The organism is Bradyrhizobium sp. HKCCYLS3070 (genome assembly GCF_051167575.1).
GTDB lineage: Bacteria > Pseudomonadota > Alphaproteobacteria > Rhizobiales > Xanthobacteraceae > Bradyrhizobium.
The window spans coordinates 1-25,877 of sequence record NZ_JBNPTI010000012.1 but is presented as its reverse complement, the minus strand read 5'-3'; the positions used below and the strand labels follow the sequence as shown (position 1 = coordinate 25,877).

Below are 25,877 nucleotides of genomic sequence, written 5' to 3'. Positions count from 1 at the left end.
GCAGTCTCGACCTTTCGTCTGGACGCGCGTCGGGCGGATTGCGGACAGCATCGCGATGAGCTCGGCTTCGGCCTGGTCGGCTCATCTGGTGGCTCTCCGGCTCTGCGTGTGGCGCCGAAATCAACGGCCGGCGATCGCCTGCTTGACGCCCTGGATGCGCGGCAAGGCGCCGGTCGCTTCCGACGGGGCCTTCGCGGCATCCTTGCCGCCGTCCGGTCCTTTGCCGGTGGCATCGGGGAAGCGCGCCCGCATGTCGCGGAGGAAGCCGTCGAGCGTGTCGACACTCGCGGCCATCTTCGCGATCTGCGCGAATTCGGCGCTGGAGCCGCTCGCCGGCTTGCTGGCGACGTCGAACGCGATCTTGTCCGCCTCGCCGGTCATCAGCGGCGCATATTTCTCGCGGAAGCGGGCGAGGCCGATGGCGTCGTCGGCGAGCGCATAGCCGACCACGGCGCGCAGGATGTCGCCGCGCTCCGCCGGATTGAGCGGGCGGAAATCGCGCCAGCGATCGCCGTAGTAGAGCTCGATCTGCTCGGATGCCTCGCGCCAGCGCCGCGACGCCCAGTAGATGTCGGAGCGCAGCCGGATCGCCTCGCGGCCGCCGATGTTGCTGATGATGTCCAGCCCGAGGTCGTAACGACCGATGTCACTGTTGGCGCGCGCCTCCAAGAGCAGCCGCTGCTGGCGCAGCTCGCCCGCGAGATCGGCGATGCGGGTGGTGCGCAGCGCCTCGATGGCGCGGTCCGGCTTGCGGTTGGTGAGGTAGACCATGGCGAGACGCGCGGCGACCTGGGCGCGCGCCGCACCTTCGAGGCGGTGGTCGACCTGGTATTGCAGAAGCTCGGCGGCCTGGTCGAGCAGATCGATGCCGACCAGGCGGTCGGCGAGCTTGCGGATCATCTCGTCGCCGCGGCGGCCGATCGGAGTCAGCTCGCGAAACCCGTAGAAGATGCTGAGCGCATCGACCGGCGGAAGCTCGTCGGCCTTGCCGCTCAGGAACAACTGCGAGAACAGGCGGGAGGCTGCATCCTGGGCCTGCCGCGCCAAGTCGGAGTTGGGCATCAGGCGGGTGGCCTGGCGCGCGGCCTCGAGCGAGTCCGCGTAGCGCCCGGCCTCCTCGTAGAGCTGCGCCATCATCTGCAACGTCTGCACCTCGATGGCGTCGCCGCGCCAGATCGCCTGCAAGGTCTCCAGCTCCTTCAACGCGTCGGGCGGCTTGATCTCGCCGCGCTTCTGCAGAAGCTTGATCTCCAGCAGCTTGGCCTCCGCGGCCGCCATGCGGTCGTCGGAATTGACGGCGAAGCGATAGTCGTCGAGCGCGTCCTTCTCCTGCGCCATCGCCTCGGCGAGTCGGCCGCGCAGCACGGCGATGTCGGGCTTCATGTCCGCGGGCACGCCGATCACGTCGAGCTCGGCGCGCCGCTTCGCGGCGCCGGCGAAATCCTTGATCTCGAGCGCCGACTTCATCGCGTCAGCGATCACGACGCGCTGCAGATCGAGCGGCAGCGAGGCGATGGCGAACTCGACGTTCTTCAGCTTCTCGCGCGCGTCCGCGAACTTGCCCTGCCGGGCGAAGGCGAGGCCCTTCCACATCTGGGAGTCGAAATTGTTCCCGATCGACGGCGTGGCGAGATCCTTGAGCCCCTGGTCCGGCCGGCCCATCAGGATGCTCGCCACCGCATGGATCATCAGCATGGCGGTCTCGTCGGTGCGCGGGTCGGCGTCGGAGATCATCAGATTGGTGACACCGCGCGCCTCCGGGTACATCGCTCGCGCCATGTAGAAGCGCGCCAGCGCCAGCCGCGCCTGCGCCCGCCGCTCCGGCTCGGCGTTGGCCGCGGCCTTGATCAGGAGATCCTCGCGCGGCACGAACGGCTGGGTCTGGTTCTGCTGCCATTCGTCGATGTCGAACATCGGCCTGACAGCGGTCGGCGCCCGCTCCGGCGAGAAGCCGATCGACGACAGCGTCAGCCCGCCCGGCCGGCCCAGGATCACCTTGTCGGGCGCGATCTCGACGGCGACGTCATCCGAATTCGGACGAACCGCGATGCCGTGGATGGAATCGAGCAGCGACAGATCGACGAAATCCTGGCGCTTGATGAAGCCGCGGATCGGCGGCGGCGCCGTCACGACCAGCAGCGTGTCGCCGGCATCCGGGTCGGTCACCCGGTGCAGCATGCCGGCTCCGGGATTGGCGAGCGGCACCATCACATTGGCAAGCGCGGGATCGGTGACGTTGCGCATCACCATCAGCGGCTGCTGATTGGCCTGGCCCTTGTCGGCGAAAGACAGCATCCAGCTGCGCCCGCCGTCATCGCTGCCGAGCGAATGCATCTGCGGGCGGTTGAGCCGGATCCGGATGGCCTGCCCGTTATCGAGCGACATCCTGTTGACCTCGCCGATGATGGCGCCGCCCTTGGCGCGGATGGGCTCGACGTCGACGGGCTTGGTCGAATCGAACACCATCCATACCGTATCGCCGCGGCGGAACAGCGCCGCCGGCGTGACCTGGCCGAAGCCGAAGGTGAGCCGCAGGCCCTCACTGTCGCGCAGGGCCTCCAGGGTGGCGGCTCCATTGGCTGCCTTCTCGGCCGGCTTGGTTTCGGCAGGCTTGGTTTCGGCAGACTTGGTTTCGGCAGACTTGGTCTCGACGGGCTTGGCGGCTTCGGCTTTGCCGGCCTCCGGCTTCATCGCCTCGGGCTTCGCTGGTTCGGATTTGGCGGCTTCGGATTTGACGGCTTCGGGCGCAGCAGCTTCAGGCTTGGCGGCCTCGGGCGCGGCTTCGGCCTTCGCGGCGGCGGGCGCGGCAACAGCCGCTGCCGACGGCGCCGGCTGGGCTGCGGGCTCGGTGGCCGGCGCCGCGACCGCAGGCGCCGGCTTGGTCTCCGCCTTCATCTCCTTGGCGATGGTGTCGGAGGTCGGCGGCACGATCTCGGGCTGCGCAGCCTGCTTGGGCTTGTCGCCATTGGGTTTGCTGCCGTTGGGTTTGTCGGCCGCGGCCGCCTTGGCGCCCGGCAGCGTGTCCGAGGAGACTGCGGAGACCTTCTTGTCCGGCTGCTGATAGGCGACGTCGATGTTGTAGTTCTTCTCCTCGCGGAAGGCGCGAACGTCGACCTCGCCGACCAGGCCGAGCTCGACGACGGTCCTGCTGCCGTCGATGCGCTGGTTGATCGCGGCGACGTTCGGCGGCGCGACGAGCTTGGCGTCGGCGAGATCGAAGGACAGCGGCGCGGTGAAGAACAGCGACAGCTTCTGGTCGTTGAGCACCGAGGAGATGCCGACACCGTCGGGGATCTCGAACACGAAGCGCACGAAGGTCGGCTGCACCAGCGCGCGCACGCGGATCGGCGGCCGCTTCTTCGATTCCGCCTCGGCGCGCTGCAGCCGCAGCGCCTTCTCGGCGGCGCGCGCGCGCTCGGCGAGCTCGCGCACGACCTCGGCCGGCAGCGGCGGCGGCGGGCCGCTCCAGCTGTCGGGCAACAGGTCGATGAAGACGCGTTCGCCCGCGGTCATGGTGTTGACGCGGACCTTGCGCGACAGCGACAACCGCAGCGCCGAGCCGTCGGGGTCGCCGCGGGCCGATGAGATATAGTCGGGCGCAGCATCCACCCAGCGGTCGATCGGAACGGTGGCGGCGCGATCGAACCTGATCAGCAGAATCGAGCCGGCGGTGGTGACGTCGGCGCTGACGTCCTCGGCGAATTTCAGCACCAGCCGCGCATAGCCGTCCTGAGCCGACAGGCTCGCCTCGCCCGGCACCGGCGCAGCGCCTGCCGCGACCGTGGACAGCACCAGACCGATGACGATGGCCGACAGCAGGGCAAGGCCGGCGCGCGCCCGTGCGCGGGCCTTCGACCGCAATCCAATGGGAGTCGTGCGCGCCATGGTCACAAGCTTCCGGTTCGACATCCGCAACTTGACGGATACGCCTGCCCCGCCACGCCGGAAATCTAGGTGCCGGCGTTTAAGGGCGCATTAAACATGCGGCTCAATTGCTCTTCACAGGCACGATCTTGCCCTCGATCTTCGGCAGCTCGGCGCTGGTCTCGGGCCTGTCGGCGCCGGCCCGGCGCGCGAGCTCGACGGTGAGCCGCTCGGCGGCCTCCGGCGTCATCAGACCGAGAATGTCCGACATCTTGCGCGGGGCGATCTGCGAGGCGATCTCGATCAGCACCGACATCTCGAGCCGGTCGAACACCTTGGCGGCATCCTTCGGCTTCATGCCCTCGTACATCGTGACGATGCTCTTGAAGCGGGCGTTGTCGGCCTCGGTCTTGGCGGCCTGCGCGCCGGAAATGCGGCCCTCGATCGCCTTCATCTCCTCGGTCTTGGACTGGATGCGCTGCTCGGCGGCGCGCAACAGGCTCTCGCGGATGTCGATCTCGCGCGCGCGCGCGTCGAGCTCCTGGCGACGCGACTGCAGCCGCTCGAGGATCGCCTTCTCCGCCGGCGACACCTGCTGCTGGTTCTCCTCGGGCTTGATCACCACGCCCTCGGGCTTGGTGTCGGGAGCGGCGGGCTTGGGCGCCTCCTCCTTCTTCTCCTTCGGCGCGCCGTGCGTGGAGCCGGTGACGATGTCGTTGTCCTCGCGGCCGGGATAGCCCAGGTTCTCCTGGGCCCAGGACCGCTTGGTCGGGTGAGGGTCATAGTCGAAAACGTAGCCGCCATCGATCACGAGGCCGGCCACCTTCAGGACCGCAAGGCAGGCCACCGCGATCAGGACGACGGGAATGACGCGGATGTTACGAAACGCATTCATGCGGCAAGGCCACCAGTCCTTCGACGTTCGGAGAATGCCTGGGCCGCGGCGGCAACCGCCTTGGCACTGGAGACGCGCACCGGCTCGGTCGTGATCGCCGGCACCGGCGCAGGCGCAGGGGCCGGCTCCGGCGCGGCTTCAGGCGAGGTGATGGGTCGCGCGGCGCTGGCGATGCGCGACAGCCGGCGCACCACGCCGTCGCTCTCGGCGAGCTGCTTGCGCAACTGGTCGGACATCTGCGTCGCGGCGGCGAGCTGATTGCCGAGATTGTCGTTGACGTCGCGCACCGCGAGCTTGAGGCCGCCGATCGCCCGCTCGGCGATCTCGGTCGCGGTGATCAGCTCCGCGATCACGGCCTTGAGCGAATGCTCGTCCGCCTTCAGCCGCTTGAGCCTGGAATTCAGCAGCATGCAATAGCCGATGGTCAGCACCAATAAGACCGCCACCAGGCTTTCGATGATCAATCCGAGGGAGTGGTTCATTGGGCCTCCATCAACTTGTTCTGGCCTTCTGCGCCTTCGAACATCGCAAGCGTCGTATTCGGCTTGCGCAAATTCTTGGTGACACGGATCGCGACGCGGTCGCCGACCCGGCCCATCCGTCCTTCCGTCAGCATGGTGCTGCCGCAGCGGACCGCGACCAGCGCATCGGGACGGATGTCGAGCGGCAGGGTGTCGCCGACCTTCAGCTTCATGAGCTGCTTCAGCGGCACGTCGGCCTCGTAGAGCACGGCGTCGACGGCGATCTCGGCCTTGGCGATCTCGGTGGCGAAGTGGCCTTCCCAGACGGGATCGCGGCCGAACTTCTCACCCATGAACATCTGCAACAGCACGGGCCGGATCGGCTCGATCGTCGCGTAGGGCAGCAGCAACTCGATGTTGCCGCCGCGGTCTTCCATGTCGATCCGCAGCTTCACCAGGATCGCGGCGTTGGCGGGCCGGCTGATCGCGGCGAAACGCGGATTGGTCTCGAGCCGGTCGATGGTGAAGCGCACCGGCGACAGCGGCCGGAACGCCTGCTCGGCATCGCTCAGCACCACCTCGATCAGGCGCTTGACCAGGTTGGTCTCGATCGTCGTGTAGGGGCGACCCTCGACGCGGAGCTGGGTGTTGCCGCGGCGGCCGCCGAGCAGCACGTCGATGATCGAATAGATCAGGGTCGAGTCGACGGTGGCGAGCCCGAAATTCTCCCACTCCTCCGCCTTGAACACGCTGAGCACGGCGGGCAGCGGGATCGAGTTCATGTAGTCGCCGAAGCGCACCGAGGTGATGCGATCGAGCGAGACCTCGACGTTGTCGGAGGTGAAGTTGCGCAAGGACGTCGTCATCAGCCGCACCAGGCGGTCGAAGACGATTTCGAGCATCGGCAGACGCTCGTAGGAGACCATCGCCGAATCGATGATCGCGCGAATGCCGGAATGGTCGTCGAGACTGACCTCGCCGGCGGTGAAGCCGAGGAGATTGTCGATCTCCTCCTGCGACAGCACCCGCTCGCCGCCGTTCTTGGTGGCGCCGAAATCGCGGCTGCCGTCCTCGACCATCGCGGCCCATTGCAGGGCCATCGATTCGGTGAGTTCATTGGCTGCTGCGGCTTCCGCGGCCTCTGTGGGATCCTCCGAGTCGAGCGAGGCTTCCCATTGCGCGGCTATCGCATCCTGGTCGACTTGATCGTTGCCCGCCATGATCGTTGAGCTTCTTTGCCTTACTGGACCACGATTTCCTTGAACAACACCGCGTTGACCTGGTTGGGCGCCAGCGCGACGTTGACCCGCTTGGTGAGCTCCTCCTTGAGCCGGAACAGGCCCGCCGAGCCGTTGAGGTCGCTCGGCCGGAGCTCGCGCAAGTACGTCTGGAAGATGTCGGTGACGCGCGGCAGCGTCGGCTTGATCGACTCGACCTGCTTCTCCTCCTTCACCTCGAGCACGATCTTCACTTTCAGATATTGGACGCGGTCACCGGGATTGCCGACCAGGTTGACGAGAAGGTCCGGCACCTCGACGAAGGCCGGCGGCTTCGGCGGCGGCGCCGCCTCGGCGTGATGCTCGTCGTTCTTGTGGCTGAAGAAGAAGAAATAGGCCGCACCACCGACGCCGAGCAGCGCCAGCGCGCCGACGACCATGATGATCAGCTTGAGCTTGCTCTTCGGCGAGCCTGCTTGCTCCTCGCCTTCGCCTGCTCCGGCGTCGTTCTCGGCCATAGCTTTCGGATCCTTCCGGAAAATCGAGCCGATGCCGCCAGAAAGCTTAATGACGCGAAACCAACGCTCCCAGCGCATCTGCGCTTTGTTGAGTGAACGCTACGGTAACAATGGTTAACGGAAGCTTTCTTTTGCCGAGGCGGTGGGAAAATCTTGCCGGGCAATTATGGTTAGCGAGACGTTATTGCCGGGCGTTTCGGACGCCATCGAAACTCTAATTCATTGATAAGAATACGATTTTCATAGTGGCACGGCTTTCGCTGTACCCCTTGCGAACCCGCCGGCTTGGGAGAGCTGAACGGTTCGTTGAAGACCCGGTCGAGACCGCCTTGGGAGAGGTGCCGCGAACGGGATTCGTTAAGAGGGGAGATCGACCGGTGGAGAACGCGCTTCTCATCGGATTGTCGCGACAGATGGTGCTGGAGCGGCAACTCGACGTCGTTGCCAACAACGTCGCCAACGTCAACACCAACGGCTTCAAGGCCGATCAGCAGCTGTTCGAGGAGTATCTCTCCTCCGGCGCGCATGAAGACAATTTTCCGGGCGCCGCCCGCAGGGTGTCCTATGTCCAGGACCGCGGCACCTATCGCGACTTCTCGCAGGGCTCGATGCAGCGCACCGGCAACGCGCTCGACGTCGCCGTCACGGGCGACGGCTTCCTGACGGTGCAGACCGCGGCCGGCGAGCGCTACACCCGCGACGGCAATCTGCACATGAACAATCTCGGCCAGCTCGTCACCGCCGCCGGTGACCTGGTGCTCGGCACCGGCGGTCCGATCGTGTTTCAGCCGACCGACCACGACATCAACATCTCGCCCGACGGCACCGTGACGGTGGTCGAGGGCGTCAACCGCACCGACTCGATCCGCGGCAAGCTGCGCATCGTGAACTTCGCCGATCCGCAGGCCGCGCAGAAGCAGGGCAACAACCTCTACGCCGCCGCCGGCGGCGCCACCCCGCAGCAGGACACCAAGTCGACCGTGCAGCAGGGCTACATCGAGAAGTCGAACGTCAGCGCGGTCGGCGAGATGAGCAAGATGGTCGAAGTGATGCGCGCCTACACCCAGGTCGCCAACATGCTCCAGGTCCAGAGCGACCTGCGCAAGAACGCGATCGAGAAACTCGCCGACGTTCCGGCCTGACAGATCTTGAAGGAGACGTGACATGCAGGCGCTTCACACCGCTGCGACCGGAATGGCGGCACAGGAACTCAACGTTCAGGTGATCTCCAACAACATCGCCAACCTGCGCACCACCGGCTTCAAGAAGCAGACGGTGGCGTTCCAGGACCTGATCTACGAGCACATGCGCCGCGTCGGCGCGCAGTCGTCGGACCAGGGCACGATCCTGCCCGTCGGCATCGACATCGGCGGCGGCGTCAAGACCGTCGGCACGCCGCGCTCGATGACGCAGGGCACGCTGTCGCAGACCGGCAACGATCTCGACCTCGCGATCTCTGGCGAGGGCTTCTTCAAGGTGCTGATGCCCGACGGCACCTTCCAGTACACCCGCGACGGCACCTTCCAGATGGACAATCAGGGCCGCATCGTTACCGCCCAGGGCAACCCGGTGCAGCCGACCATCACGATCCCGCAGAACGCCTCGGGCATCACCGTCAACGCGCAGGGCCAGGTCTCGGTGACGCTGCCGGGCTCGACCACCTCGAACATCATCGGCCAGCTCCAGGTCACCCGCTTCATCAACAAGGCCGGCCTGCAGCCGGTCGGCAACAACCAGTTCACCGACACCCCCTCCTCCGGGCCGCCGCAGGACGGCGTCGCCAACCAGGACGGTCTCGGCAGCATCACCCAGGGCAGCCTGGAGCAGGCCAATGTCGACGTCGTCAGCGAGATGAGCGAGCTGATCGCCGCGCAGCGCGCCTACGAGATGAACGCCAAGGTCATCTCGGCCGCGGACCAGATGCTGCAGTCGACCACTGCGCTGTTCCGCTGAGGTTCGAAGGGAGATCACCGTCATGACCCGTACCGTCCGTCCCTTCCTGCTTGCGGCCGCCCTGCTCGCCTCGACTGCGCTATCGGCGCTGGCCGGCGAGGCCGACGACCAGATCAAGGCGCCCGTGCTGCGCTCCACCGTGAACGTCACCGGCGACATCGTTCGCGTCGGCGACCTGATCGACAATGCGGGCGTCGCGGCCAACATCGCCGTCTACCGCGCGCCCGACCTCGGCACGACCGGCGTGCTGCCGGCCGCGCAGGTGATCGCGACCCTGCGCACCCACCAGGTGATCGGCGTCGAGGTCCGCGACATCAAGGAGGTCGCGGTCACGCGGCTGGCGCGCGCCGTCGACGCCAAGGAGATCAGCACGACGGTGGCCCAGGCGCTCGATCACCGCAACGGACTTGGCGATGCCGCCAACCTCAGCATCAGCTTCGACCAGCCGGTGCAGGACCTCAAATTCGAGGCCTCGACGTCGGGCACGCTGGCGCCGACCAGCGTCCGGTTCGACCCGCGCAGCGGCCGCTTCGACATCACCTTGGAGCTCGGCCATGCCAATGGCGCGAGCCCGACCAAGCTGCGCTACACCGGCACGGCGATCGAAACCGTCGAGGCCGTGGTGCTGACCCGCAACATCGACCGCAACGAGATGATCCGCTCAGGCGACCTGCAGACCGAGCGGCGGCCGCGCGCCGAGCTCGGCGGCGGCGACCCCGCCACGCGCGAGCTCGCGGTGGGCATGCAGATGCGCCGCCCGGCGCGCGCGGGCCAGGCGCTGAAGACCACCGACCTCGCCAAGCCCGACCTCGTGCAGCGCGACCAGGCGGTCACGCTGATCTTCCAGACCGCCGGCATCTATCTCACCACGCGCGGCAAGGCGCTGGAGTCGGGCACCGAAGGCGACGTCGTCAGCGTGCTCAATCTGCAGTCCAAGCGCACCGTGACCGGTCGCGTTTCGGGTCGCGGGCAGGTCTCCGTCGACATCGCCGTCGCCAAGCCGGCGCAGACCTCCGAAGCCGACATCGCCGCACCCGTCGCCGTCGCCAGCCGCCTTCCCACCTCCGCCACCCCGAAAGCCGAGTAAGTTTCATGTCGAAGTTCAAGTTTGATGATCGGGGCGTCTCGAGCCTGCGCCGGGTCGCGCTGATCTCGGTTTCCTTCGCGGTGCTGTCGATCGCCGGCGGATGCTCCTCGATCGACCGTCTCAGCCAGATTGGCGAGCGGCCGAAGCTGACGGAGATCGACAATCCGACCACGCAGCCGGGCTACAAGCCGGTGCAGATGCCGATGCCGAAGCCTGAAACCGTGTCCTACGCGCCGAACTCGCTGTGGCGCAACGGCTCGCGCGCCTTCTTCAAGGACCAGCGCGCCCGTCAGGTCGGCGACCTCCTGACCGTCACGGTCAGCATCTCCGACAAGGCCAATTTCGCCAACGAGACCCAGCGCAGCCGCACCAACAAGGAGGATTCGGGCATCACCGACTTCATCGGCGCGAAGACGCTCGGCGTGCAGGCGCAGAAGGTGCTGCCCGGCCGCATCCTGACTGCCGACGGCACCTCGTCCTCGGACGGCAAGGGCACGATCCAGCGGTCGGAGTCCTTGACCACCAGCGTCGCCGCGGTCGTGACGCAGGTGCTGCCGAACGGCAACCTCGTCGTCGAAGGCAAGCAGGAGATCCGGGTCAACTACGAGATCCGCGAGCTGATCGTGGCCGGCATCGTGCGGCCCGAGGACATCCAGAGCGACAACACCATCGACTCCACCAAGATCGCCCAGGCCCGCATCTCCTACGGCGGCCGCGGCCAGATCTCCGACGTCCAGCAGCCGCGCTACGGCCAGCAGGTGATGGATATCCTGCTGCCGTTCTGAGGCAAACCTCAGCATCAATGACCGGGCGGAGCCCGCCCGGTCGCTCAGGAAGCCGCCCATGCGATGACCTCGCAAGGCGCAAATCGAAACGAGGACCAGGACACACGACCGAAATCCCTCCCCGCGCGAGAGGGTCGGACAAGGGATGGCCGAGCGCGATATGGGTCACGGCGCATGACCCCCGCAGCCGCCGCCCTTCTCTGAAAACGAGCTCCCACATTGCCCAATGCGAACCTAGGCGCGGCGGGTGATGTATACGCGGCCTCCGGTAGCTCCCCTGCCGGAGGCCGCGTTCGTTTTGGCTGTCACACCCGAGCTGACGGACCCCAGCTCAAGACGTTCCGGCCCTACCTCGGCTCACCCGAACGTCGCCTCGACCACACCGAGGCCGTCCAGCTCCATCCTTACCCGGTCGCCGGCCTTGAGCCAGATCGTCTTGACCAGGCTGCCGGTCAGGACGAACTGCCCGGCCTCGAGCCCGTCACCACTGGCGGCGAGATGATTGGCAAGCCAGGCCAGCGCATGGACAGGATGTCCCAGCACATCCGCGCCAGTGCCCTCGCCGACCAAGGTGCCGTTGACGATGGCACGGCCCTGCACCGCGGCCAAGTCCGCTACGGCAGCGCGTGGGAGCGCAGGGCCGAGGACACAGCCGGCAGCAAAGAAATCGTCGGCGACGAGCGTCGGCGCGCCCAGCGTCTGCCATTGCACATAACGGTCGTCGACGATCTCGATCGCCGCGTGACAGTCGCCGATCGCCTCGACGACACGATCCATGGTGAACGGCGCGTCCAACGGCAGCAGGTCGTGCTTGAGCCGCACGGCGATCTCGCATTCGACGCCCACGCGGACGAAGTCGGCCGTGCGCAGTTCGACACCTGTCTGGTGAATACCGGACGCGAACACTCCGCCGGAACAGGGATGCGGAATGCCAAGATAGTCCTGCATCACCTTGCTGGTGCAGCCGATCTTGTAGCCGGCGAAGTCACCGGCCTGTTCGGCGAGCAGCCAATGGACTTCGCGCTGGATCTCATAGCCGGCAGCTTCATCCTTCGGCTGAAGCTGAGGCGGCAGAGCCCCCAAGGGCGCCCGTTGCTTGCGGGCATCTACGATCAGTCGCGCAGCGGAAAGTATCTCGTCTGCTCCCATGGCCCTTCAACTCCCTTGGCCCGCGGTCCGAACCGGCATCGCAGGATCTATGGTGAACGGATTGTTTATAAACGAGTTTTGGGCTCCCATCTCAGCTTCATCAACAATTTGAGACGGCGCGGCCGCAGCGCAAGCGGCTCGTTCAACCGATTTCACGTTTCACGATGCCGAGTTCGAGCAGACTTTCCGCAGTGGCGACGATCGCGTCCTCGTTGGAGCGCGAACTCCAGCCGCGCAGACGCCGCGCCTTGTCGACGCCCGCCTCGCTTGGACTTCGGGCGAGGCCATGTCGGGACCAGCCGCGCAGCGTTTCGCGCGCCGGCGCTCAGCTCGCCTCCGTTGCGGCCACCGAACTCTCGCCAGGCGTCTTGAGCCAGGGCAACTCGAACTGGCAGGTCAGCCCGCTCTCGGCAAACGTCCGCTGCAGATGCCTGACCGTGCGGGTCAGCAGCCGGCTGCCGAAGCCGACCACTGGCGGCTCCGTTGCCGGCGGGCCGCCGCTTTCCTGCCAGCGAACATGCAGCGCGTCCTGCGCCAACGACCAGCTGACATCGACGTGGCCGTCGGGCGTGGTGAGCGCGCCATATTTGCTGGCGTTGCAGGCCATCTCGTGGATGACGAGAGCCAGCTGCGTCGTCAGCTCGACCGGAACCAGGATGGCGGGGCCGCTGGTGGCGAGTTGATCCGGTGTGCTGGCGAACGGCACGACCTGACTCCTGATGAGGGCGGCGAGATCGGCGCCCTGCCAGTCGTTCTCGGCAAGGCTCGTGTGCGCCGTCGCCAGCGCATGCAGGCGCGACGTGAAATCGCGGACCTTGGCGTCGTGCCGCGGCAGCAGCTGATGCGCCAGCGATTGCACCACGGCAAGGCTGTTCTTGACGCGATGTGCCAGCTCATGCACGAGCAGCTCGCGCTTGCGGTCGGCTTCCTTCGCGGCCGTGACGTCGATGTTGACGCCGATCATGTACGGATCGCCGCCGCCCTCGCCGCCCAACATGCGGGCGCGCGCCTCGATCCAGCGGATCGAGCCGTCGGGCAGCGGCACCCGCCATTCCGAATCGAGCTCCCCGGTTGTCAGCGCCTGCTTGTTGTCCCGGTCGGCACGCGCCTGGTCCTCGGGATGCACCAGCGCCAGCCAGGCGTCATAGGTCCCGGGGAACGTGCCCGGCGCAAGTCCATAGAGCTCTTCGATCTCATCGGACCAGTGGCTGGCGCCGGATCTGCCGTCCCAGGTAAAGGTGCCAAGCCGTCCGTATTTCGCGGCGAGTTTGAGCTGCCCGGCCGTGCGCGACGCATCGTCCCTGGCTTGGGCGAGCATCCCGAAATTCTCCTGGATGACGCGTGCACTCTCCGCCTGCGCCTTTTCGGCCGCAGCTAGTCGGGCGTTGAGCGCCCGGACCTCCGGGGGATCGGAGGGCGCGGCCTCGCCGGGGATGGCGCGCTTGACGGCGATGCTTTCGAGCGGCCGGGCGATGCTTCGGCCGATGCCGGCCGCCAGCAGCAGCGCCAGGGCACAGATCGTCGTCGCCACGATGGTTGCGGTCTGGACCGTCGAGGAGATCGCCTGGGCGAAAGCCGCCTGCTTGATGCCGACCCCGACAGTCCAGTCGCTCAGTTGGGGACGCGCATTGGCGTTGATGATCCGATCGCCCTCGATCGACGGAAACTCCGCGATCCCCTCAGCCTTGGCAGTCGCCCGCCATCCGGCCGACGCCGGCTGCCCGGTCGAGGTCGCGTTCTTCGGGATGCGCGAAATGTAGCGGCCCTGGCCGTCCATGATGCCGACCAGCCAGTCGGCCGGCAGCTGCTGCTGGGCCAGCAGCCGGGTGTAGTTCGCGGCTGGCATGGCAATCGAAAGGCAGCGGAACGGCTTGCCGTCCCTGAAGACGGGGACATCGACGGTCGCCACCCACGCGCCGGAATTGGGACCGGTGAAGATGTCGGAGATCGACGGCCTTCCGGACTGAAAAGCGCGCTCCTGCGAGCCCCAGCCTTCGGGCGCGCGCTCGCCGAGCGGCTTACCCGGCGTCGCCCCGGTGTTGAGCAGGATGCGGCCGCTCGCGTCCGACACGATGATCCAGCCTTCGCCGCTGACCGCACCGACGCGGCGCGCCTCCGCCTCGAAGTTGCTGAGATCGGCGGCACTGAGATCCGGAGACTTGCCCAGCACCTCGGCGAGCGCGATGTAACGCCGCAATTCGGCGTCGACGGCACCGGAGATCGTCTGCGCGGCATAGGACAGGCCGCGCCGGATCGAGGCGTCGGCGGATTGCGCCATCGATACGATGACATAGGCGATCAGCCCGACGCAGGGCAGGAACAGAATGCCGGCCAGGAGAAGGAGGCGCCCCTTGATGCTCAAGGCGCCATAGGAACGCTGCATCGTTGCCAGCGCGCCCCTGGCTATGTCCGGCTCGCCCATGATTCCCCGCGGCGTTCCGAGATGGAACCGCCGATAATTCAGCAGACGCGAAAAAGTTCCGGACGCTTGGAAAACCAACAGCGCGCGCGGTCGTGCCGGCATTGCCGGCCCGCAGACCGCTCAGGTGACGAGACACTCGACCTCGCGCACACCGGCGCCGTCTCAGCAACAGACGCTGCGGCCGCACCCGGCAAGCGGCCGCAATCCCCGCTCGTTCAGGTCAATGTCGCGACCTACTCGTCGCGATAGACCTTTTCACGCTTCTCGTGGCGTTCCTGCGCCTCCACCGACAGCGTCGCAATGGGACGGGCCTCGAGCCGCTTCAGCGAAATCGGCTCGCCGGTCTCCTCGCAATAACCGTAGGTGTTGTCCTCGATGCGCTGGAGCGCCGCGTCGATCTTGGAGATCAGCTTGCGCTGGCGGTCACGGGCGCGAAGCTCGATCGCCCGATCGGTCTCCGACGACGCGCGGTCGGCGAGGTCCGGATGGTTCACGTTCTCCTCCTGCAGAGCCTGCAGGGTGAGCTTCGATTCGCGCAGGATCTCCTCCTTCCATGCCAGCAGCTTGGCGCGGAAATAGTCGCGCTGGCGTTCGTTCATGAAAGGCTCTTTTTCGGAAGGTTTGTAGTTCTTCAACTTTTCCAAGGTCAGCCCATCTGTACGTGCTGGCGCCGGTTTCGGCACCGGCGGACGGAATACGCCCGTTCGCGGCCGCGTTATATAGCGGCCTCATGTGACAGACAATATTTCCATCGGCACGGGCGCCCCGCCGTTCGGGCCGTTGCACAGGCAAATTCGGCCCCAGCCGGCGGGACGCCGTGGACGGCGTCAGTAACCGACCGTGAAACGGGCCCGCCGGTGGGCTGGACGCTCGATTTCGTCGGCCATCGCGACCGCGAAGTCCTCGAAGGTGACGAAGCTCTTGCCGTCGGCATCGACCAGCAGCTGATCCGTTCCGAGCCGGAACTTGCCCGTCCGGGGGCCGAAATCGATCATCGCAGAGGGCGACAGGAAGGTCCAATCGAGCTCCTTCTCCTGGCGCAGGCGGTCGAGGAACGCGGCGCCCTTCTCCGCTTCGGCCTTGTAGGCGGCCGGAAAGCCGGGCGTCGTCACCAGCCGCACACCCGGCGCGACCTCGAGCGAGCCGGCGCCGCCGACCACGAGGTAACGCGATACGCCGGAGTCCTTGGCCGCCCCGATCAGGGTCTCGACATCGCTGGCCGAGAAATGGATCGCGCTGATCGCGACGTCATGGCCGGCCCAGAGTTTCGCCAGCGCGGCGCGGTCGTTGGCGTCCCCCCGCACCGCCGTGACGTTGGCGTGCTTCTCGATCTTGTCCGGGTTGCGGGCAATGCCGGTGACCTGGTGGCCGCGGCTGGCCAGCTCGGCGGTGATGCGGGACCCGGCACGGCCGGAGGCGCCGGCGACGGCGATCTTCATGGGGAAACTCCTATGTTCGAGATCACGAGGTCGGATCCGAGGTCTGGACGAAGCCGCCTCGGTATCCGATAGTGACTAGATAGCGGAACGAATGCTGGTGTTAAGAGCGCACTTTAAGATCACCTGGTCACGCCGGAGTAACCGATGAGAGCCGCGAACGTCTATTCGGCCGACTGCCCAACGCGACAGATCCTGGATCGCGTCGGCGACAAATGGGCCGTGCTGATCCTGATCCTGCTGCGCAACGAACCCTTGCGCTTCAATCAGTTGCGGCGGTCGATCGAAGGGATTTCGCAGAAGATGCTGTCCCAGGTGCTGAAGAGCCTGGAGCGCGACGGCCTGGTGCGGCGGCGCGCGATCGCGACCGTCCCGGTCACCGTCGAATATTCGATCACGCCGCTCGGGCTGACGCTCGCCGCCGCGGTCGATCCGCTGCGCGACTGGGCCGAGCGTCATCTCAAGGAGGTCACCGCCGCGCAGCGCCGCTACGACGCGCAGCAGCCGTCGAAGGCGGCTTGAAACGCGCGATGCGTCTCAGCCCCGCCCGGCCTTGGCGAGCTCGACCTCGACGCGCAGCTCGATCTCGGAGAGGATCGCATCCAGTCCCGGGTCGCCCGAGGTCTGCTTCAGGTCGGCCGCGGCATCGCGAAGCCGCAGCGCCATCGCAGTGTCGAGCTTGCCGGACAGCAGCGTCAGCTTGAGATCATCGAGCACGTCGAGCGCGCGCTTGCCGCGCTGGACCGAGCGCTTGCGGCGCTCCGCCGGCTCCTCCTCGATGCCCTGCAGCGCCAGCAGCGCATCGATGTTCGCCGTCTGCTTCGGCGCGAGGGTCGCGCGCGTGTCCTGCGTGGTGCCGACGTCAGGCAGCTTGAAGCCGCTGGACGAGGTCTTCCGCGTGGAGCTGGTCGACGAGCCCAGGGTCGTGCCGTTCGGTCCGTAGATGCGCATCGATGGCTCCCGCAAGCTTCGCGTGTCGAGCGGGAGATTGGCTCCGCCGTGGTTAACGGTGCGTAAACGGCCCGGCAAATTCTGCCGGGGCGGCAGCTTCGTTCCCCCGGAGTAACCCTGGACCGCGACAAAGCTTCGAGTCGATTTCACACTCTTTCAATGAGTTAGCCCGGAGCATCGCTGTGGCACGGCCCTCGCATAGTTAATGCCGATCATGCGGTCATGGGAGTGGCCGAGTGATCACTTGAAGAGTTCGAGGGGAGCATAGGATGCGACGCGTCCGAACTACGCGCCTGTTTCAGGTCGCCTGCGCCGCGGTGCTGGCGCTGGCATCTACCGTCATGTCTGCGAATGCGACCTCGCGGATCAAGGATCTCGCCAATATCGAGGGCGTGCGCCAGAACCAGCTGATCGGCTACGGCCTCGTGGTCGGCCTCAACGGCACCGGCGATACGCTGAACAACATTCCGTTCACCAAGCAGTCGCTGCAGGCGATGCTCGAGCGCATGGGCGTCAACATCCGCGGCGCCACCATCCGCACCGGCAACGTCGCCGCTGTCATGGTCACCGGAAACCTGCCGCCATTCGCCACGCAAGGCACGCGCATGGACGTGACGGTCTCCGCGCTCGGCGACGCCAAGAACCTGCAGGGCGGCACCCTGCTCGTCACCCCGCTGCTCGGCGCCGACGGCAACGTCTATGCGGTGGCGCAGGGCTCGCTCGCGATCTCCGGTTTCCAGGCCGAGGGCGAGGCCGCCAAGATCGTGCGCGGCGTGCCGACGGTCGGCCGCATCGCCAACGGCGCCATCATCGAGCGCGAGATCGAGTTCGCGCTGAACCGGCTGCCGAACGTGCGGCTTGCGCTGCGCAACGCCGACTTCACCACCGCCAAGCGCATCGCGGCCGCGGTCAATGATTTCCTCGGCGTCAAGACTGCCGAGCCGATCGATCCGTCGACGGTGCAGCTGAGCATCCCGCCGGAGTTCAAGGGCAACGTCGTCGCCCTGCTGACCGAGATCGAGCAGCTGCAGGTCGACCCGGATCTCGCCGCCAAGATCGTCATCGACGAGCGCTCCGGCATCATCGTGATGGGTCGCGACGTGCGTGTGGCGACCGTCGCCGTGGCCCAGGGCAACCTCACCGTCACGATCTCCGAAAGTCCGCAGGTCAGCCAGCCCAATCCGCTGTCGCGCGGCCGCACCGTGGTCACGCCGCGCACCAGCGTCGGCGTCACCGAGGAAGGCAAGAAGTTCGCGGTCGTCAGGGACGGCGTGTCATTGCAGCAACTGGTCGACGGCCTCAACGGCCTCGGCATCGGCCCCCGCGACCTGATCAGCATCCTGCAGGCCATCAAGGCGGCCGGCGCGATCGAAGCCGACATCGAGGTGATGTGATGGCGACGTCCTTCATCGACTCCTATCATGGCCGCGTCGCTCTCAGCATGCCGACGGCCGCGGCCGTCACCGCGCCGCGCACCGATCTCGATCTCGCGGCGGCTCTGACCAAGGTCTCGCCCAAGGCACAGGCCAGGGCCAAGGCGACGGCAACCGACTTCGAAGCCATGTTCCTCAACAGCATGTTCTCGCAGATGACCAGCGGCGTGAAGGGCGAAGGTCCGTTCGGCGACACGCCGGGCACCGGCGTCTGGCGCTCGATGCTGACGGAGCAATATTCCAAGAACTTCGCCAAGGCCGGCGGCGTCGGCATCTCAAACGACGTCTTCCGCACTCTCATCCTGCAACAGGCCGGCAGCAGCTCCGGCGCCAACGGCAAAGCGTAGATGTTCGCGTGACGAGCGCGTGGGCGGCAAACGCTCACGCCGAAGGGAGTTATGAAATGACCGCACAGGGACAAGCGAAGAAGACGACCTACACGGCCGCCACCAGCGCCGCAGAGGCACGCGCGCTCGCCGACGAGATGGTGAGCGTCATGAGCGAGCTGATCGCGGTCATCGAGCAGGAGACCGAACTGGTCCGCGCCGGCAAGCTGCGCGAAGGCATGGCGTTCGGCCCCAAGAAGACCGAGCTGTCCCGCCACTACGTCACGACCGTGGGCCGCCTCAAGGCGAGCCAGAATTTCATGAAGCAGACCGCGCCGGAGCTGCTCGCCACCCTGCATCGCCACCACGACACCTTTCGCGCCATGCTGCAGGTGAACCTGACCGTGCTGGCGACGGCGCACGCGATCTCGGAAAAGATCGTGCGCGGCGTCAATGCCGAGGTTCAGCGCAAGAACATCCCCAGCACCTATACCGCCGGCGGCCGCCGCGCCGCCCCGGGCGCACGGCACCTCACCCCGCTCGCCGTCAGCCGAACGCTCTGAGCCTCACCGCCAGCCCCCATCTGCATCGCAGCGCCGCGCCGCGCCGCCTCGAGGGCCGCGCGGCCGCCGCCGTTTAACGCTCGGATAAGCTTAAAAGGCCGGCGCGAATCACAACGCGGTGTTCATCCTATTTCCTAACATAACGTTGATTGGTCATCGGCATAGTTGCAAGCGGGATGGGTTGGGAATTGACTCGATGGCCATGAGGAGGCTGCCATGAGTTCCGATTTCAGCGTAAGACCGGTAGGGACGCCTGCGTCCGTTCCGATAATTCCGCCGTCGAGCCAGGCGGTGGTGAGCGCTGTTCCGACGGACCTTCCTCCCAGCCAGACCGTGACCGCGGCCGAGCCCGGCGTCCCCGTGCGCAACGACATCCCGGTCAACATCGCAAACGATCTGTCCGTATCACGCCAAGCCTATTACGATCGCGCCGCTGCCGCTCTGGTGTTCCAGGTGGTCAACCGCAAGACCGACCAGGTCGTGACCCAATATCCAGATGAGGCCGTGCTGCGCCGCCGGGCCTACTTCAACACGCTCGACCTGCAGAAGGATATGCAGAGGGCGGACGTGCCGCGCGTCGTGGCGACCGATCGCACTGCCTGAGCCCCCGCGGAACCGGGCCGCTTCATTCCGCCGCCCGCACGCCGCCCCACCGGGCGGCATTGCCGTATCGAGCCGCGCAGCTTTGGCGGATCAACGGCTCCGTATCGCGTAGGCGGTGTCGAGATAGGTCCGGCCCGAGGCGGCGTCGGCAACCACGTTCTTGATCTGGGCCTTGCCGTTGCCGGTCGGCGTGAACTTCGTATCGCCGATCCTGAACGCATGAGACCGGGAACGACTTCCCGTTGGCATGTCTTCCGCTCCAGCCGCCCGATATAGAGCGTCGGATAGACGGCCACGTATCTGCTGTTGCTTCGCGCCGTACTGCGCAGGTTCGACTTGTAGGACGCAGACAGGATGCTGGCGATATCGGTCACGACGACGCGCCTCCCGCCCTGCCCCCGACGGTCAGCTCCGCCCGGACAACCCCGCGGCGATGTGGCAGTTGATGTCGATCAGCGACTTGAGCTTCGCCGGATCCGGGTCCATCTGCATCTCGATCGTCTGCTTCATCACGAACACGCCGATATTTGCGATGTTCTGGCGGATGTCGAGCGGATTCGGATTGTCGTCCGCCTCCATCGCGCTCATGAAGATCGTCCACAAGCGACGATTGAAGAGCAGAGCCTTGTACATGTTGCGATCAGGGCCGTTCCAATTGGCCTGGACTTCCTGCAGCTGCCGTGCCGCTTTCAAAAGAGCCTGAGCTTCGATCTCCCGTGGTGATGCCGTCGTCTGCGACGTGCGGGCATAGGCTTGAGCGGCATATGACATCAACTACTCCGGACTGACGCAGGGACACGACCAAACTGCTCAGGTTTTGTACTTTGTGTGCCTTTAAAATATGGTTAGCGGCCGTTAGCGGAATTTGTTTCGTAGCGTCACGGAGCACCGGAAATCGCTTTGTTTGGTGCACCTCTTAATTTCTTGCGAACGCGGTGATTCAAAATGTCCGGACGAAGCTCGTACGTTGTTCATCCCGCCCGAGCGGCGCGAACTACACGAACAACGGCGTTCTCACAGAGCTGACTCACTGCCCCGACATCGAACGGAGACCAGTGCCGGCACGCTCGGCATAGCCTAACGCAGAAGCGGCGGGCATGGCCCGCCGCTTCGATGAGATATTATTCCGGTACGTTCGCGCGTCAGCGCAGCAGCTGCAGCACGCTCGCCTGCGACTGATTGGCCAGCGCGAGCGCGGAGACCGCGATCGACTGGCGCGTCGACAGCGCCTGGCTGTTGGCCGCCTCCTCGTTGGTGTCGGCCAAGGTCAAGTTCGACGAGCCGGTCTGCAGCACGTTGATCAGGTTCTTGTTGAAGTCCTGACGGATCTGCACGATCGAGAGGTTCGAACCGAGCGACGACGCTTCAGAGCGGATCGCGGTCGATGCACTGTTCAAGGTCGTGAGCACCTTGTTGGCCGAGTTGCTGTCGAGGAAGTCGCTTCCGACCACCAGCGCCGACAGGCCGAGACCGGTGCTGTTGAAGGTCACGCCGGTGATGTTCAGCGTGGACCGTCCGGTCTCGTTGAACACCAACTTGAGCGTGTCGCCGTTGAGCAGGTTGATGCCGTTGAACGAGGCGTCTTGCGCCGTGGTGTTGATCTGCGCCAGGACGTTGTTGTACTGCGCGATCAGGCCGGCACGCGTCGTCTGAGAGTTGGTGTCGGCCACCGGGGTCGAGGCCGTCACGCCGTTGAAGGCCATGCTGGCCGCGGTCGAAGAGCCGGCGACCGCGCCGATCGTCGACGATGCCGCTTCGTTGGTGGTGAGGATCGTAAGCTGGCCCGTCGTGCTCAGGCTGGCCTGCAGGTTGTTGGCCGCGAGCGCCGTATTGAGCTGTGCCAGCGTCGAGATCTGCGAAGCACCTGTGCCGAACGTTATGTTCGTTGCGACGCCGCCCCCTGTCGAGGCAATTGTCAGCGTCTGTCCTGTCAAGGCTGGCGGATTTCGTGTGGTCGTGCCGGCGGTCAATCCGAGCTTGGCCAGGGCCGTGCCCGATACTGTCAGATCCTGCGCCGTGCCTGTCGCCAGCTGGATCTTGCCCGCTGCCACCGTGGACGGCGTTGCGGTGGCTCCGGTTACCGAATCGATGGCAGCCAGGAGGTTGCTGACGGTGTCGCCGACGCCGATATTGGTACCGGCCGAGACCGAGCCGGCCACGAAGGTGAACACGACACCGTTGACCACGAGCGTATCGCCGGTGGTGACGCTGCTCGCCAGGTCGTTCGAGGTCGAGCTCGCCGTACCCGACAGCCTGGTGGATCCGGTGATCGCAACGGCCGAGCTGAGGTTGTCGTTGTTGACCGTGCTGCCGGTCACGAAATTGTTTGAGGAGCTGCCGAGCAGGTTGTTCGCCGTCGCCCCTGAGATGACCGCGGAGGTCACGCTCGACTTGGTGGTGTATCCCGTCGGCGCCTGAAGCACTTGGCTTGCGATCGATTTGGCGCTGTCGACAAGCTTCTGAAGTGAGGTGAGACCGGTATTCGCAGCCTGGAGAACCTGGACACCGTTGCCGATGCTGTCGAGCAGATTCGCAATGTCGCTCGCGCGGTTGTTGAGCGATTGCGAGGTGAAGAATTCGGTGGGGTTATCGAGCGCCGTGTTGACCTTGTTGCCGGTGGCCAGGTTGTTTTGAGTCGTGGCCAGCAGCGATGCGGTGTTTTGCAGCGCCAGCAGGTTTTGGCGAACCGAAGCCGAGAGAACGATACCGGACATGTGTGTGAAACCTTCCTAGTTATTCACCAGGGGGTTCTAGTCCACCCACTTTTAAAACATGGTTAATGGCACTTTAAATTTCTTGCTTAACGACTGGTTGCGATCCTTGGCTCCACTCGCGTCCGGTTCCAGACCAGTATTGATACGGGCCGGACGGCCAAACCAGGCGAAAAAAAGCGGCGGGGTTTCCCCCGCCGCCCTGGTCGTCGAGATGCGATGCTTGTGGATCAGCGCAGCAGCTGCAGCACGCTCGCCTGCGACTGGTTGGCGAGCGACAGCGCGGACACCGCGATCGACTGGCGGGTCGACAGCGCCTGGCTGTTGGCCGCTTCCTCGTTGGTGTCGGCCAGCGTCAGGTTCGACGAGCCGGTCTGCAGCACGTTGATCAGGTTCTTGTTGAAGTCCTGACGGATCTGCACCACCGACAGGTTCGAACCCAGCGTGGAGGCTTCCGACCGCAGCGTCGAGCTCGCCGAGTTCAACAGGGTGATCACCTTGTTCGCCGAGTTGTTGTCGAGGAAGTCGGTGCCCGAGGTGAGGTTCGACAGGCCAAGACCGCCAGTGTTGAAGGTCACACCGGTGATCGAGAGCGTCGACTTGCCGTTCTCGTTGAAGGTCAGCTTCAGCGTATCGCCGTTCAGCAGGTTGACACCGTTGAACGAGGCGTCGGCCGCGGTCGTGTTGATCTGCGCCAGCACGTTGTTGTACTGCGAGACCAGGCTCGCGCGCTGCGTCTGCGCGGTCGCATCCGCCACCGGAGCCGCCGCCGTCAGACCGTTGAAGGCCTGGCTGGATGCAGCCGACGTACCGCCGATCGCGCCGATCGTGGCCGAAGCCGCGTCGTTGGTCGTGGTGATCGAGATCTTGCCGGTGGTATCGATCGAGGCTTGCAGGTTGTTCGCCGCGAGCTTGGTGTTGAGATCGTTCAGCGACTTGACCTGCCCTGTCCCTAGACCGAACGTGACACTCGTCGCCGTGCCACCTCCTGTGGCGCCGATCGTCAAGGTCTGACCTGACAAGCCGTCGCCGACAGCAGTCAGCCCGAGCTTGCCCAAGGTGCCGGTGCTGCCCGAGAGCGTCAATCCCGCCGCCGGCGGCGTCAAGGTGATCGCACCCGCCGTGATCGACGCGGTGACGCCGGTCTGGGTCTGGATCGCCGACAGCAGGTTGCTGACGCTGTCGCCGATGCCGATGTTGGTGCCCGTCGAGGACGTGCCGGTGATGAAGGTGAAGGTGGTGCCGTTGACGACCAGCGTCTCACCGGAGGTGATGCCGGAGGCGAGGTTGTTCGACGCGGTGCCCGCCGTGCCCGACAGCTTGGTCGAGCCGGTGATCGCCACCGCGCTCGAGGTATTGTCGTTGTTCACGACCGAGCCGGTCACAGCTGTCGAGCTGGAGCCGAGCAGGTCGGTGGCGGTCGCCCCGGTCAGAGCCGCCGAGGTCACGCTGGACTTGGTCGAGTAGCCCACGGAGCTCTGCAGCACCTGGTTGGCGATCGACTTGGCGCTGTCGACGAGCTTCTGCAACGAGGTGATGCCGGTGTTGGCGGCCTGCAGCACCTGCACGCCGTTGCCGATACCGTCGAGCAGATTGGAGATGTCGGAAGCGCGGTTGTCGAGACCCTGGGCGGTGAAGAAGTTGGTCGGATTGTCGAGCGCCGAGTTGACCTTCTTGCCCGTGGAGAGATTGTTCTGGGTGGTGGCGAGGAGCTGAGCCGTCGACTGAAGCGAGAGCAGATTCTGACGCACCGACGCCGAGAGAACAATACCTGACATTTTCATACCCTTCTGGTGTGAAACAAACGGCCCGATCCATTCAGGATCAAGGCGAAGCCCGTCGGTGACTGCACCACCGGGCGACGGGCGTTAAGGTAAATGCGAGCGGCTAACAAACAGTGAAGTCACGACCGCTCGCGGTCCCCGATGCGTGGCATCGGCACGGCCGCGCATCGGCGATTCGCCGCGGATCACCTTGAAAACACCGCATATTCGCCAGGTGGGCGCGGCCGTTTACCGTCCGTTAACCATGATCGGAAAGGATTGCTGCGCACCGACCGATCGAGCGCGCAGACTCCCCGCGCGATCTAGACTGGCAGCTGGACCCGTCATCGGCCTCGACGCAGCAGGTTCGGCGCCACGCCGATTGCGGCAACGGAGAATGAGAATGGCCCTGAAAGTCGAACTGAAGCCGCATGAGCGCATCATCATCGGCTCCTGCGTGATCACCAACACCGATCAGCGCGCGCGCCTCCTGATCGACGGCGAGAACATTCCGATCCTGCGCGAGAAGGACATCCTGACGCCGGAGACGGCCGACACGCCGGCCAAGCTCGTCTATCTTGCGGTCCAGCTGATGTACATCTCGCCGGGGGCAGACGCGGATCACGGCACCTATTTCAACCTGCTGCGCGACATCATCACCACGGTGCCGAGCGCCTGGCCGATCATCGAGGCGATCAACGGTCATATCCTCAACGGCGATCTCTACCAGGCGCTGAAGGAAGCCAAGAAGCTCGTCGCCTACGAGAAGAAGCTGATCGAGCAGGCTGAAGCCGAACAGCAGGACAAGCCGGTGAGCTCGGCTGCCTGAGCTTTCGCCTCCTCACCCGACATCGAAGGGCCCGGCTCGCCAGTCGCGAGGCCGGGCTTTCCTATTTTTGCGCGCTCGCCAAGCTACGCCGCAGCAATGTCGGACCTTTCCTCCGATAAAAAGGCGGCGGGGTTTCCCCCGCCGCCCTGGTCGTCGAGATGCGATGCTTGCGGATCAGCGCAGCAGCTGCAGCACGCTCGCCTGCGACTGGTTGGCGAGCGACAGCGCGGACACCGCGATCGACTGGCGGGTCGACAGCGCCTGGCTGTTGGCCGCTTCCTCGTTGGTGTCGGCCAGCGTCAGGTTCGACGAGCCGGTCTGCAGCACGTTGATCAGGTTCTTGTTGAAGTCCTGACGAACCTGCACCACCGACAGGTTCGAACCCAGCGTCGAGGCCTCGTTGCGCAGCGTGGAGCTGGCGGTGGTGAGCACGCCGATGACCTTGTTCGCCGAGTTGTTGTCGAGGAAGTCGGTGCCCGAGGTCAGGGTCGTCAGCCCGAGCCCCGCGGAGTTGAAGGTCACGCCGGTGATCGACAGCGTCGACTTGCCGTTTTCGTTGAAGGTCAGCTTCAGCGTATCGCCGTTCAGCAGGTTGACACCGTTGAACGACGCATCGCTCGCGGTCGTATTGATCTGCGCCAGCACGTTGTTGTACTGCGAGACCAGGCTCGCGCGCTGCGTCTGCGCGGTCACATCCGCCACCGGAGCCGCCGCCGTCAGACCGTTGAAGGCCTGGCTGGATGCAGCCGACGTACCGCCGATCGCGCCGATCGTGGCGGACGCCGCGTCGTTGGTCGTGCTGAGGGTGATCTTGCCGGTCGACGAATCGATCGAGGCCTGCAGGTTGTTGGCTGCGAGCTTCGCGTTGAGATCGTTCAGCGACTTGACCTGTCCTGTCCCTAGACCGAACG

Annotated in this window: 25 protein-coding genes; 10 read left to right on the top strand and 15 right to left on the bottom strand. The window is 65.6% G+C overall.

Going from position 1 to position 25,877, the window contains the following annotated elements:
- Window positions 1-120 precede the first annotated feature (120 nt).
- The 5 genes from ACQR03_RS27320 to fliL form a co-directional block, all read right to left on the bottom strand.
- A complete protein-coding gene (locus ACQR03_RS27320; protein WP_434842005.1) occupies window positions 121-3,885 on the bottom strand; it encodes a tetratricopeptide repeat protein in 3,765 nt (1,254 codons plus the stop codon).
- 103 nt (window positions 3,886-3,988) lie between these two features.
- Window positions 3,989-4,759: a flagellar protein FlbB gene (locus tag ACQR03_RS27315; protein ID WP_315716017.1), complete on the bottom strand. Its 771-nt coding sequence runs from the start codon at window positions 4,757-4,759 to the stop codon at window positions 3,989-3,991.
- Window positions 4,756-5,241 (bottom strand): DUF6468 domain-containing protein, encoded by a 486-nt coding sequence (locus ACQR03_RS27310; protein WP_315753139.1) that lies wholly within the window; start codon window positions 5,239-5,241, stop codon window positions 4,756-4,758. Before ACQR03_RS27310 ends, ACQR03_RS27315 begins: the two co-directional genes overlap by 4 nt.
- On the bottom strand, window positions 5,238-6,440 hold the full coding sequence (gene fliM, locus ACQR03_RS27305; protein ID WP_315716015.1) for a flagellar motor switch protein FliM: 1,203 nt from the start codon (window positions 6,438-6,440) through the stop codon (window positions 5,238-5,240). Before fliM ends, ACQR03_RS27310 begins: the two co-directional genes overlap by 4 nt.
- Before the next feature lie 20 nt (window positions 6,441-6,460).
- Window positions 6,461-6,955 carry a flagellar basal body-associated protein FliL gene (gene fliL / locus ACQR03_RS27300; protein ID WP_315716014.1) on the bottom strand — a complete coding sequence of 165 codons (495 nt, stop codon included), beginning with the start codon at window positions 6,953-6,955 and terminating at the stop codon, window positions 6,461-6,463.
- Window positions 6,956-7,332: 377 nt separating this feature from the next.
- Here fliL and flgF point away from each other — a divergent pair, with 377 nt between their 5' ends.
- Genes flgF through flgH form a run of 4 tightly spaced genes read left to right on the top strand, consistent with a single transcriptional unit; the run spans window position 7,333 to window position 10,780 of the window.
- Window positions 7,333-8,097 (top strand): flagellar basal-body rod protein FlgF, encoded by a 765-nt coding sequence (gene flgF, locus ACQR03_RS27295; RefSeq protein WP_315828144.1) that lies wholly within the window; start codon window positions 7,333-7,335, stop codon window positions 8,095-8,097.
- A gap of 22 nt (window positions 8,098-8,119) precedes the next feature.
- On the top strand, window positions 8,120-8,908 hold the full coding sequence (gene flgG, locus ACQR03_RS27290) for a flagellar basal-body rod protein FlgG (protein WP_315716012.1): 789 nt from the start codon (window positions 8,120-8,122) through the stop codon (window positions 8,906-8,908).
- Between the two features lie 22 nt (window positions 8,909-8,930).
- A complete protein-coding gene (flgA, locus tag ACQR03_RS27285; RefSeq protein ID WP_315716011.1) occupies window positions 8,931-9,995 on the top strand; it encodes a flagellar basal body P-ring formation chaperone FlgA in 1,065 nt (354 codons plus the stop codon).
- Between the two features lie 5 nt (window positions 9,996-10,000).
- Entirely contained in the window at window positions 10,001-10,780 is a 780-nt protein-coding gene (gene flgH, locus ACQR03_RS27280) for a flagellar basal body L-ring protein FlgH (RefSeq protein WP_315716010.1), read from the top strand.
- Window positions 10,781-11,137: 357 nt separating this feature from the next.
- Here the strand turns inward: flgH and ACQR03_RS27275 are convergent, their stop codons facing one another.
- The 4 genes from ACQR03_RS27275 to ACQR03_RS27260 form a co-directional block, all read right to left on the bottom strand.
- Window positions 11,138-11,929, bottom strand: coding sequence for a 2-keto-4-pentenoate hydratase (locus tag ACQR03_RS27275; RefSeq protein ID WP_316167109.1), 792 nt, complete (start codon window positions 11,927-11,929; stop codon window positions 11,138-11,140).
- A 325-nt stretch (window positions 11,930-12,254) separates the two neighbouring features.
- A complete protein-coding gene (locus tag ACQR03_RS27270) occupies window positions 12,255-14,351 on the bottom strand; it encodes a sensor histidine kinase (RefSeq protein WP_434844009.1) in 2,097 nt (698 codons plus the stop codon).
- A gap of 233 nt (window positions 14,352-14,584) precedes the next feature.
- A complete protein-coding gene (gene dksA, locus ACQR03_RS27265; protein ID WP_170323279.1) occupies window positions 14,585-14,950 on the bottom strand; it encodes an RNA polymerase-binding protein DksA in 366 nt (121 codons plus the stop codon).
- A 228-nt stretch (window positions 14,951-15,178) separates the two neighbouring features.
- A complete protein-coding gene (locus ACQR03_RS27260) occupies window positions 15,179-15,790 on the bottom strand; it encodes an NAD(P)-dependent oxidoreductase (RefSeq protein ID WP_315716007.1) in 612 nt (203 codons plus the stop codon).
- 144 nt (window positions 15,791-15,934) lie between these two features.
- Here ACQR03_RS27260 and ACQR03_RS27255 point away from each other — a divergent pair, with 144 nt between their 5' ends.
- Window positions 15,935-16,309 (top strand): winged helix-turn-helix transcriptional regulator, encoded by a 375-nt coding sequence (locus ACQR03_RS27255; RefSeq protein ID WP_315716006.1) that lies wholly within the window; start codon window positions 15,935-15,937, stop codon window positions 16,307-16,309.
- A 15-nt stretch (window positions 16,310-16,324) separates the two neighbouring features.
- On the opposite strand, the gene ACQR03_RS27250 is transcribed toward ACQR03_RS27255, so the two are convergent.
- A complete protein-coding gene (locus ACQR03_RS27250; protein WP_315804304.1) occupies window positions 16,325-16,738 on the bottom strand; it encodes a flagellar assembly protein FliX in 414 nt (137 codons plus the stop codon).
- Between the two features lie 269 nt (window positions 16,739-17,007).
- Between ACQR03_RS27250 and ACQR03_RS27245 the strand changes: the two genes are divergently transcribed.
- The 4 genes from ACQR03_RS27245 (at window position 17,008) to ACQR03_RS27230 (ending at window position 19,663) form a co-directional block, all read left to right on the top strand.
- The gene (locus ACQR03_RS27245; protein WP_315828149.1) at window positions 17,008-18,132 is read left to right on the top strand and encodes a flagellar basal body P-ring protein FlgI; all 1,125 of its coding nucleotides are present in this window, start codon (window positions 17,008-17,010) and stop codon (window positions 18,130-18,132) included.
- Window positions 18,132-18,518, top strand: coding sequence for a flagellar assembly peptidoglycan hydrolase FlgJ (gene flgJ / locus ACQR03_RS27240; RefSeq protein WP_315716003.1), 387 nt, complete (start codon window positions 18,132-18,134; stop codon window positions 18,516-18,518). The genes ACQR03_RS27245 and flgJ overlap by 1 nt, the downstream gene beginning before the upstream one ends.
- Before the next feature lie 56 nt (window positions 18,519-18,574).
- Complete coding sequence (locus ACQR03_RS27235) at window positions 18,575-19,060, top strand: hypothetical protein (RefSeq protein WP_315716002.1); 486 nt, start codon at window positions 18,575-18,577, stop codon at window positions 19,058-19,060.
- Window positions 19,061-19,276: 216 nt separating this feature from the next.
- Window positions 19,277-19,663 carry a hypothetical protein gene (locus tag ACQR03_RS27230; protein WP_315716001.1) on the top strand — a complete coding sequence of 129 codons (387 nt, stop codon included), beginning with the start codon at window positions 19,277-19,279 and terminating at the stop codon, window positions 19,661-19,663.
- 90 nt (window positions 19,664-19,753) lie between these two features.
- Here the strand turns inward: ACQR03_RS27230 and ACQR03_RS27225 are convergent, their stop codons facing one another.
- The 4 genes from ACQR03_RS27225 to ACQR03_RS27210 form a co-directional block, all read right to left on the bottom strand.
- Window positions 19,754-19,912, bottom strand: coding sequence for a hypothetical protein (locus tag ACQR03_RS27225; protein ID WP_315753144.1), 159 nt, complete (start codon window positions 19,910-19,912; stop codon window positions 19,754-19,756).
- A gap of 156 nt (window positions 19,913-20,068) precedes the next feature.
- The gene (flaF, locus tag ACQR03_RS27220; protein WP_315715999.1) at window positions 20,069-20,434 is read right to left on the bottom strand and encodes a flagellar biosynthesis regulator FlaF; all 366 of its coding nucleotides are present in this window, start codon (window positions 20,432-20,434) and stop codon (window positions 20,069-20,071) included.
- A 371-nt stretch (window positions 20,435-20,805) separates the two neighbouring features.
- The gene (locus ACQR03_RS27215; protein WP_315715998.1) at window positions 20,806-22,377 is read right to left on the bottom strand and encodes a flagellin; all 1,572 of its coding nucleotides are present in this window, start codon (window positions 22,375-22,377) and stop codon (window positions 20,806-20,808) included.
- A 227-nt stretch (window positions 22,378-22,604) separates the two neighbouring features.
- On the bottom strand, window positions 22,605-24,152 hold the full coding sequence (locus ACQR03_RS27210; RefSeq protein ID WP_315715997.1) for a flagellin: 1,548 nt from the start codon (window positions 24,150-24,152) through the stop codon (window positions 22,605-22,607).
- Between the two features lie 388 nt (window positions 24,153-24,540).
- On the opposite strand from ACQR03_RS27210, the gene flbT reads away from it, so the two are divergent.
- Window positions 24,541-24,966: a flagellar biosynthesis repressor FlbT gene (gene flbT, locus ACQR03_RS27205; protein WP_315715996.1), complete on the top strand. Its 426-nt coding sequence runs from the start codon at window positions 24,541-24,543 to the stop codon at window positions 24,964-24,966.
- A 174-nt stretch (window positions 24,967-25,140) separates the two neighbouring features.
- Here the strand turns inward: flbT and ACQR03_RS27200 are convergent.
- On the bottom strand, window positions 25,141-25,877 hold a 737-nt coding region (locus ACQR03_RS27200; RefSeq protein ID WP_316187257.1), incomplete at its 5' end, for a flagellin.

Bases quoted from the DNA above. Each gene is read 5' to 3' on its own strand.
- ACQR03_RS27320 (WP_434842005.1), bottom strand. From the start codon at position 3,885: ATGGCGCGCACGACTCCCATTGGATTGCGGTCGAAGGCCCGCGCACGG.
- ACQR03_RS27315 (WP_315716017.1), bottom strand. From the start codon at position 4,759: ATGAATGCGTTTCGTAACATCCGCGTCATTCCCGTCGTCCTGATCGCG.
- ACQR03_RS27310 (WP_315753139.1), bottom strand. From the start codon at position 5,241: ATGAACCACTCCCTCGGATTGATCATCGAAAGCCTGGTGGCGGTCTTA.
- fliM (WP_315716015.1), bottom strand. From the start codon at position 6,440: ATGGCGGGCAACGATCAAGTCGACCAGGATGCGATAGCCGCGCAATGG.
- fliL (WP_315716014.1), bottom strand. From the start codon at position 6,955: ATGGCCGAGAACGACGCCGGAGCAGGCGAAGGCGAGGAGCAAGCAGGC.
- flgG (WP_315716012.1), top strand. From the start codon at position 8,120: ATGCAGGCGCTTCACACCGCTGCGACCGGAATGGCGGCACAGGAACTC.
- flgA (WP_315716011.1), top strand. From the start codon at position 8,931: ATGACCCGTACCGTCCGTCCCTTCCTGCTTGCGGCCGCCCTGCTCGCC.
- flgH (WP_315716010.1), top strand. From the start codon at position 10,001: ATGTCGAAGTTCAAGTTTGATGATCGGGGCGTCTCGAGCCTGCGCCGG.
- ACQR03_RS27275 (WP_316167109.1), bottom strand. From the start codon at position 11,929: ATGGGAGCAGACGAGATACTTTCCGCTGCGCGACTGATCGTAGATGCC.
- ACQR03_RS27270 (WP_434844009.1), bottom strand. From the start codon at position 14,351: ATGGGCGAGCCGGACATAGCCAGGGGCGCGCTGGCAACGATGCAGCGT.
- dksA (WP_170323279.1), bottom strand. From the start codon at position 14,950: ATGAACGAACGCCAGCGCGACTATTTCCGCGCCAAGCTGCTGGCATGG.
- ACQR03_RS27260 (WP_315716007.1), bottom strand. From the start codon at position 15,790: ATGAAGATCGCCGTCGCCGGCGCCTCCGGCCGTGCCGGGTCCCGCATC.
- ACQR03_RS27255 (WP_315716006.1), top strand. From the start codon at position 15,935: ATGAGAGCCGCGAACGTCTATTCGGCCGACTGCCCAACGCGACAGATC.
- ACQR03_RS27250 (WP_315804304.1), bottom strand. From the start codon at position 16,738: ATGCGCATCTACGGACCGAACGGCACGACCCTGGGCTCGTCGACCAGC.
- ACQR03_RS27245 (WP_315828149.1), top strand. From the start codon at position 17,008: ATGCGACGCGTCCGAACTACGCGCCTGTTTCAGGTCGCCTGCGCCGCG.
- flgJ (WP_315716003.1), top strand. From the start codon at position 18,132: ATGGCGACGTCCTTCATCGACTCCTATCATGGCCGCGTCGCTCTCAGC.
- ACQR03_RS27235 (WP_315716002.1), top strand. From the start codon at position 18,575: ATGACCGCACAGGGACAAGCGAAGAAGACGACCTACACGGCCGCCACC.
- ACQR03_RS27230 (WP_315716001.1), top strand. From the start codon at position 19,277: ATGAGTTCCGATTTCAGCGTAAGACCGGTAGGGACGCCTGCGTCCGTT.
- ACQR03_RS27225 (WP_315753144.1), bottom strand. From the start codon at position 19,912: ATGCCAACGGGAAGTCGTTCCCGGTCTCATGCGTTCAGGATCGGCGAT.
- flaF (WP_315715999.1), bottom strand. From the start codon at position 20,434: ATGTCATATGCCGCTCAAGCCTATGCCCGCACGTCGCAGACGACGGCA.
- ACQR03_RS27215 (WP_315715998.1), bottom strand. From the start codon at position 22,377: ATGTCCGGTATCGTTCTCTCGGCTTCGGTTCGCCAAAACCTGCTGGCG.
- ACQR03_RS27210 (WP_315715997.1), bottom strand. From the start codon at position 24,152: ATGTCAGGTATTGTTCTCTCGGCGTCGGTGCGTCAGAATCTGCTCTCG.
- flbT (WP_315715996.1), top strand. From the start codon at position 24,541: ATGGCCCTGAAAGTCGAACTGAAGCCGCATGAGCGCATCATCATCGGC.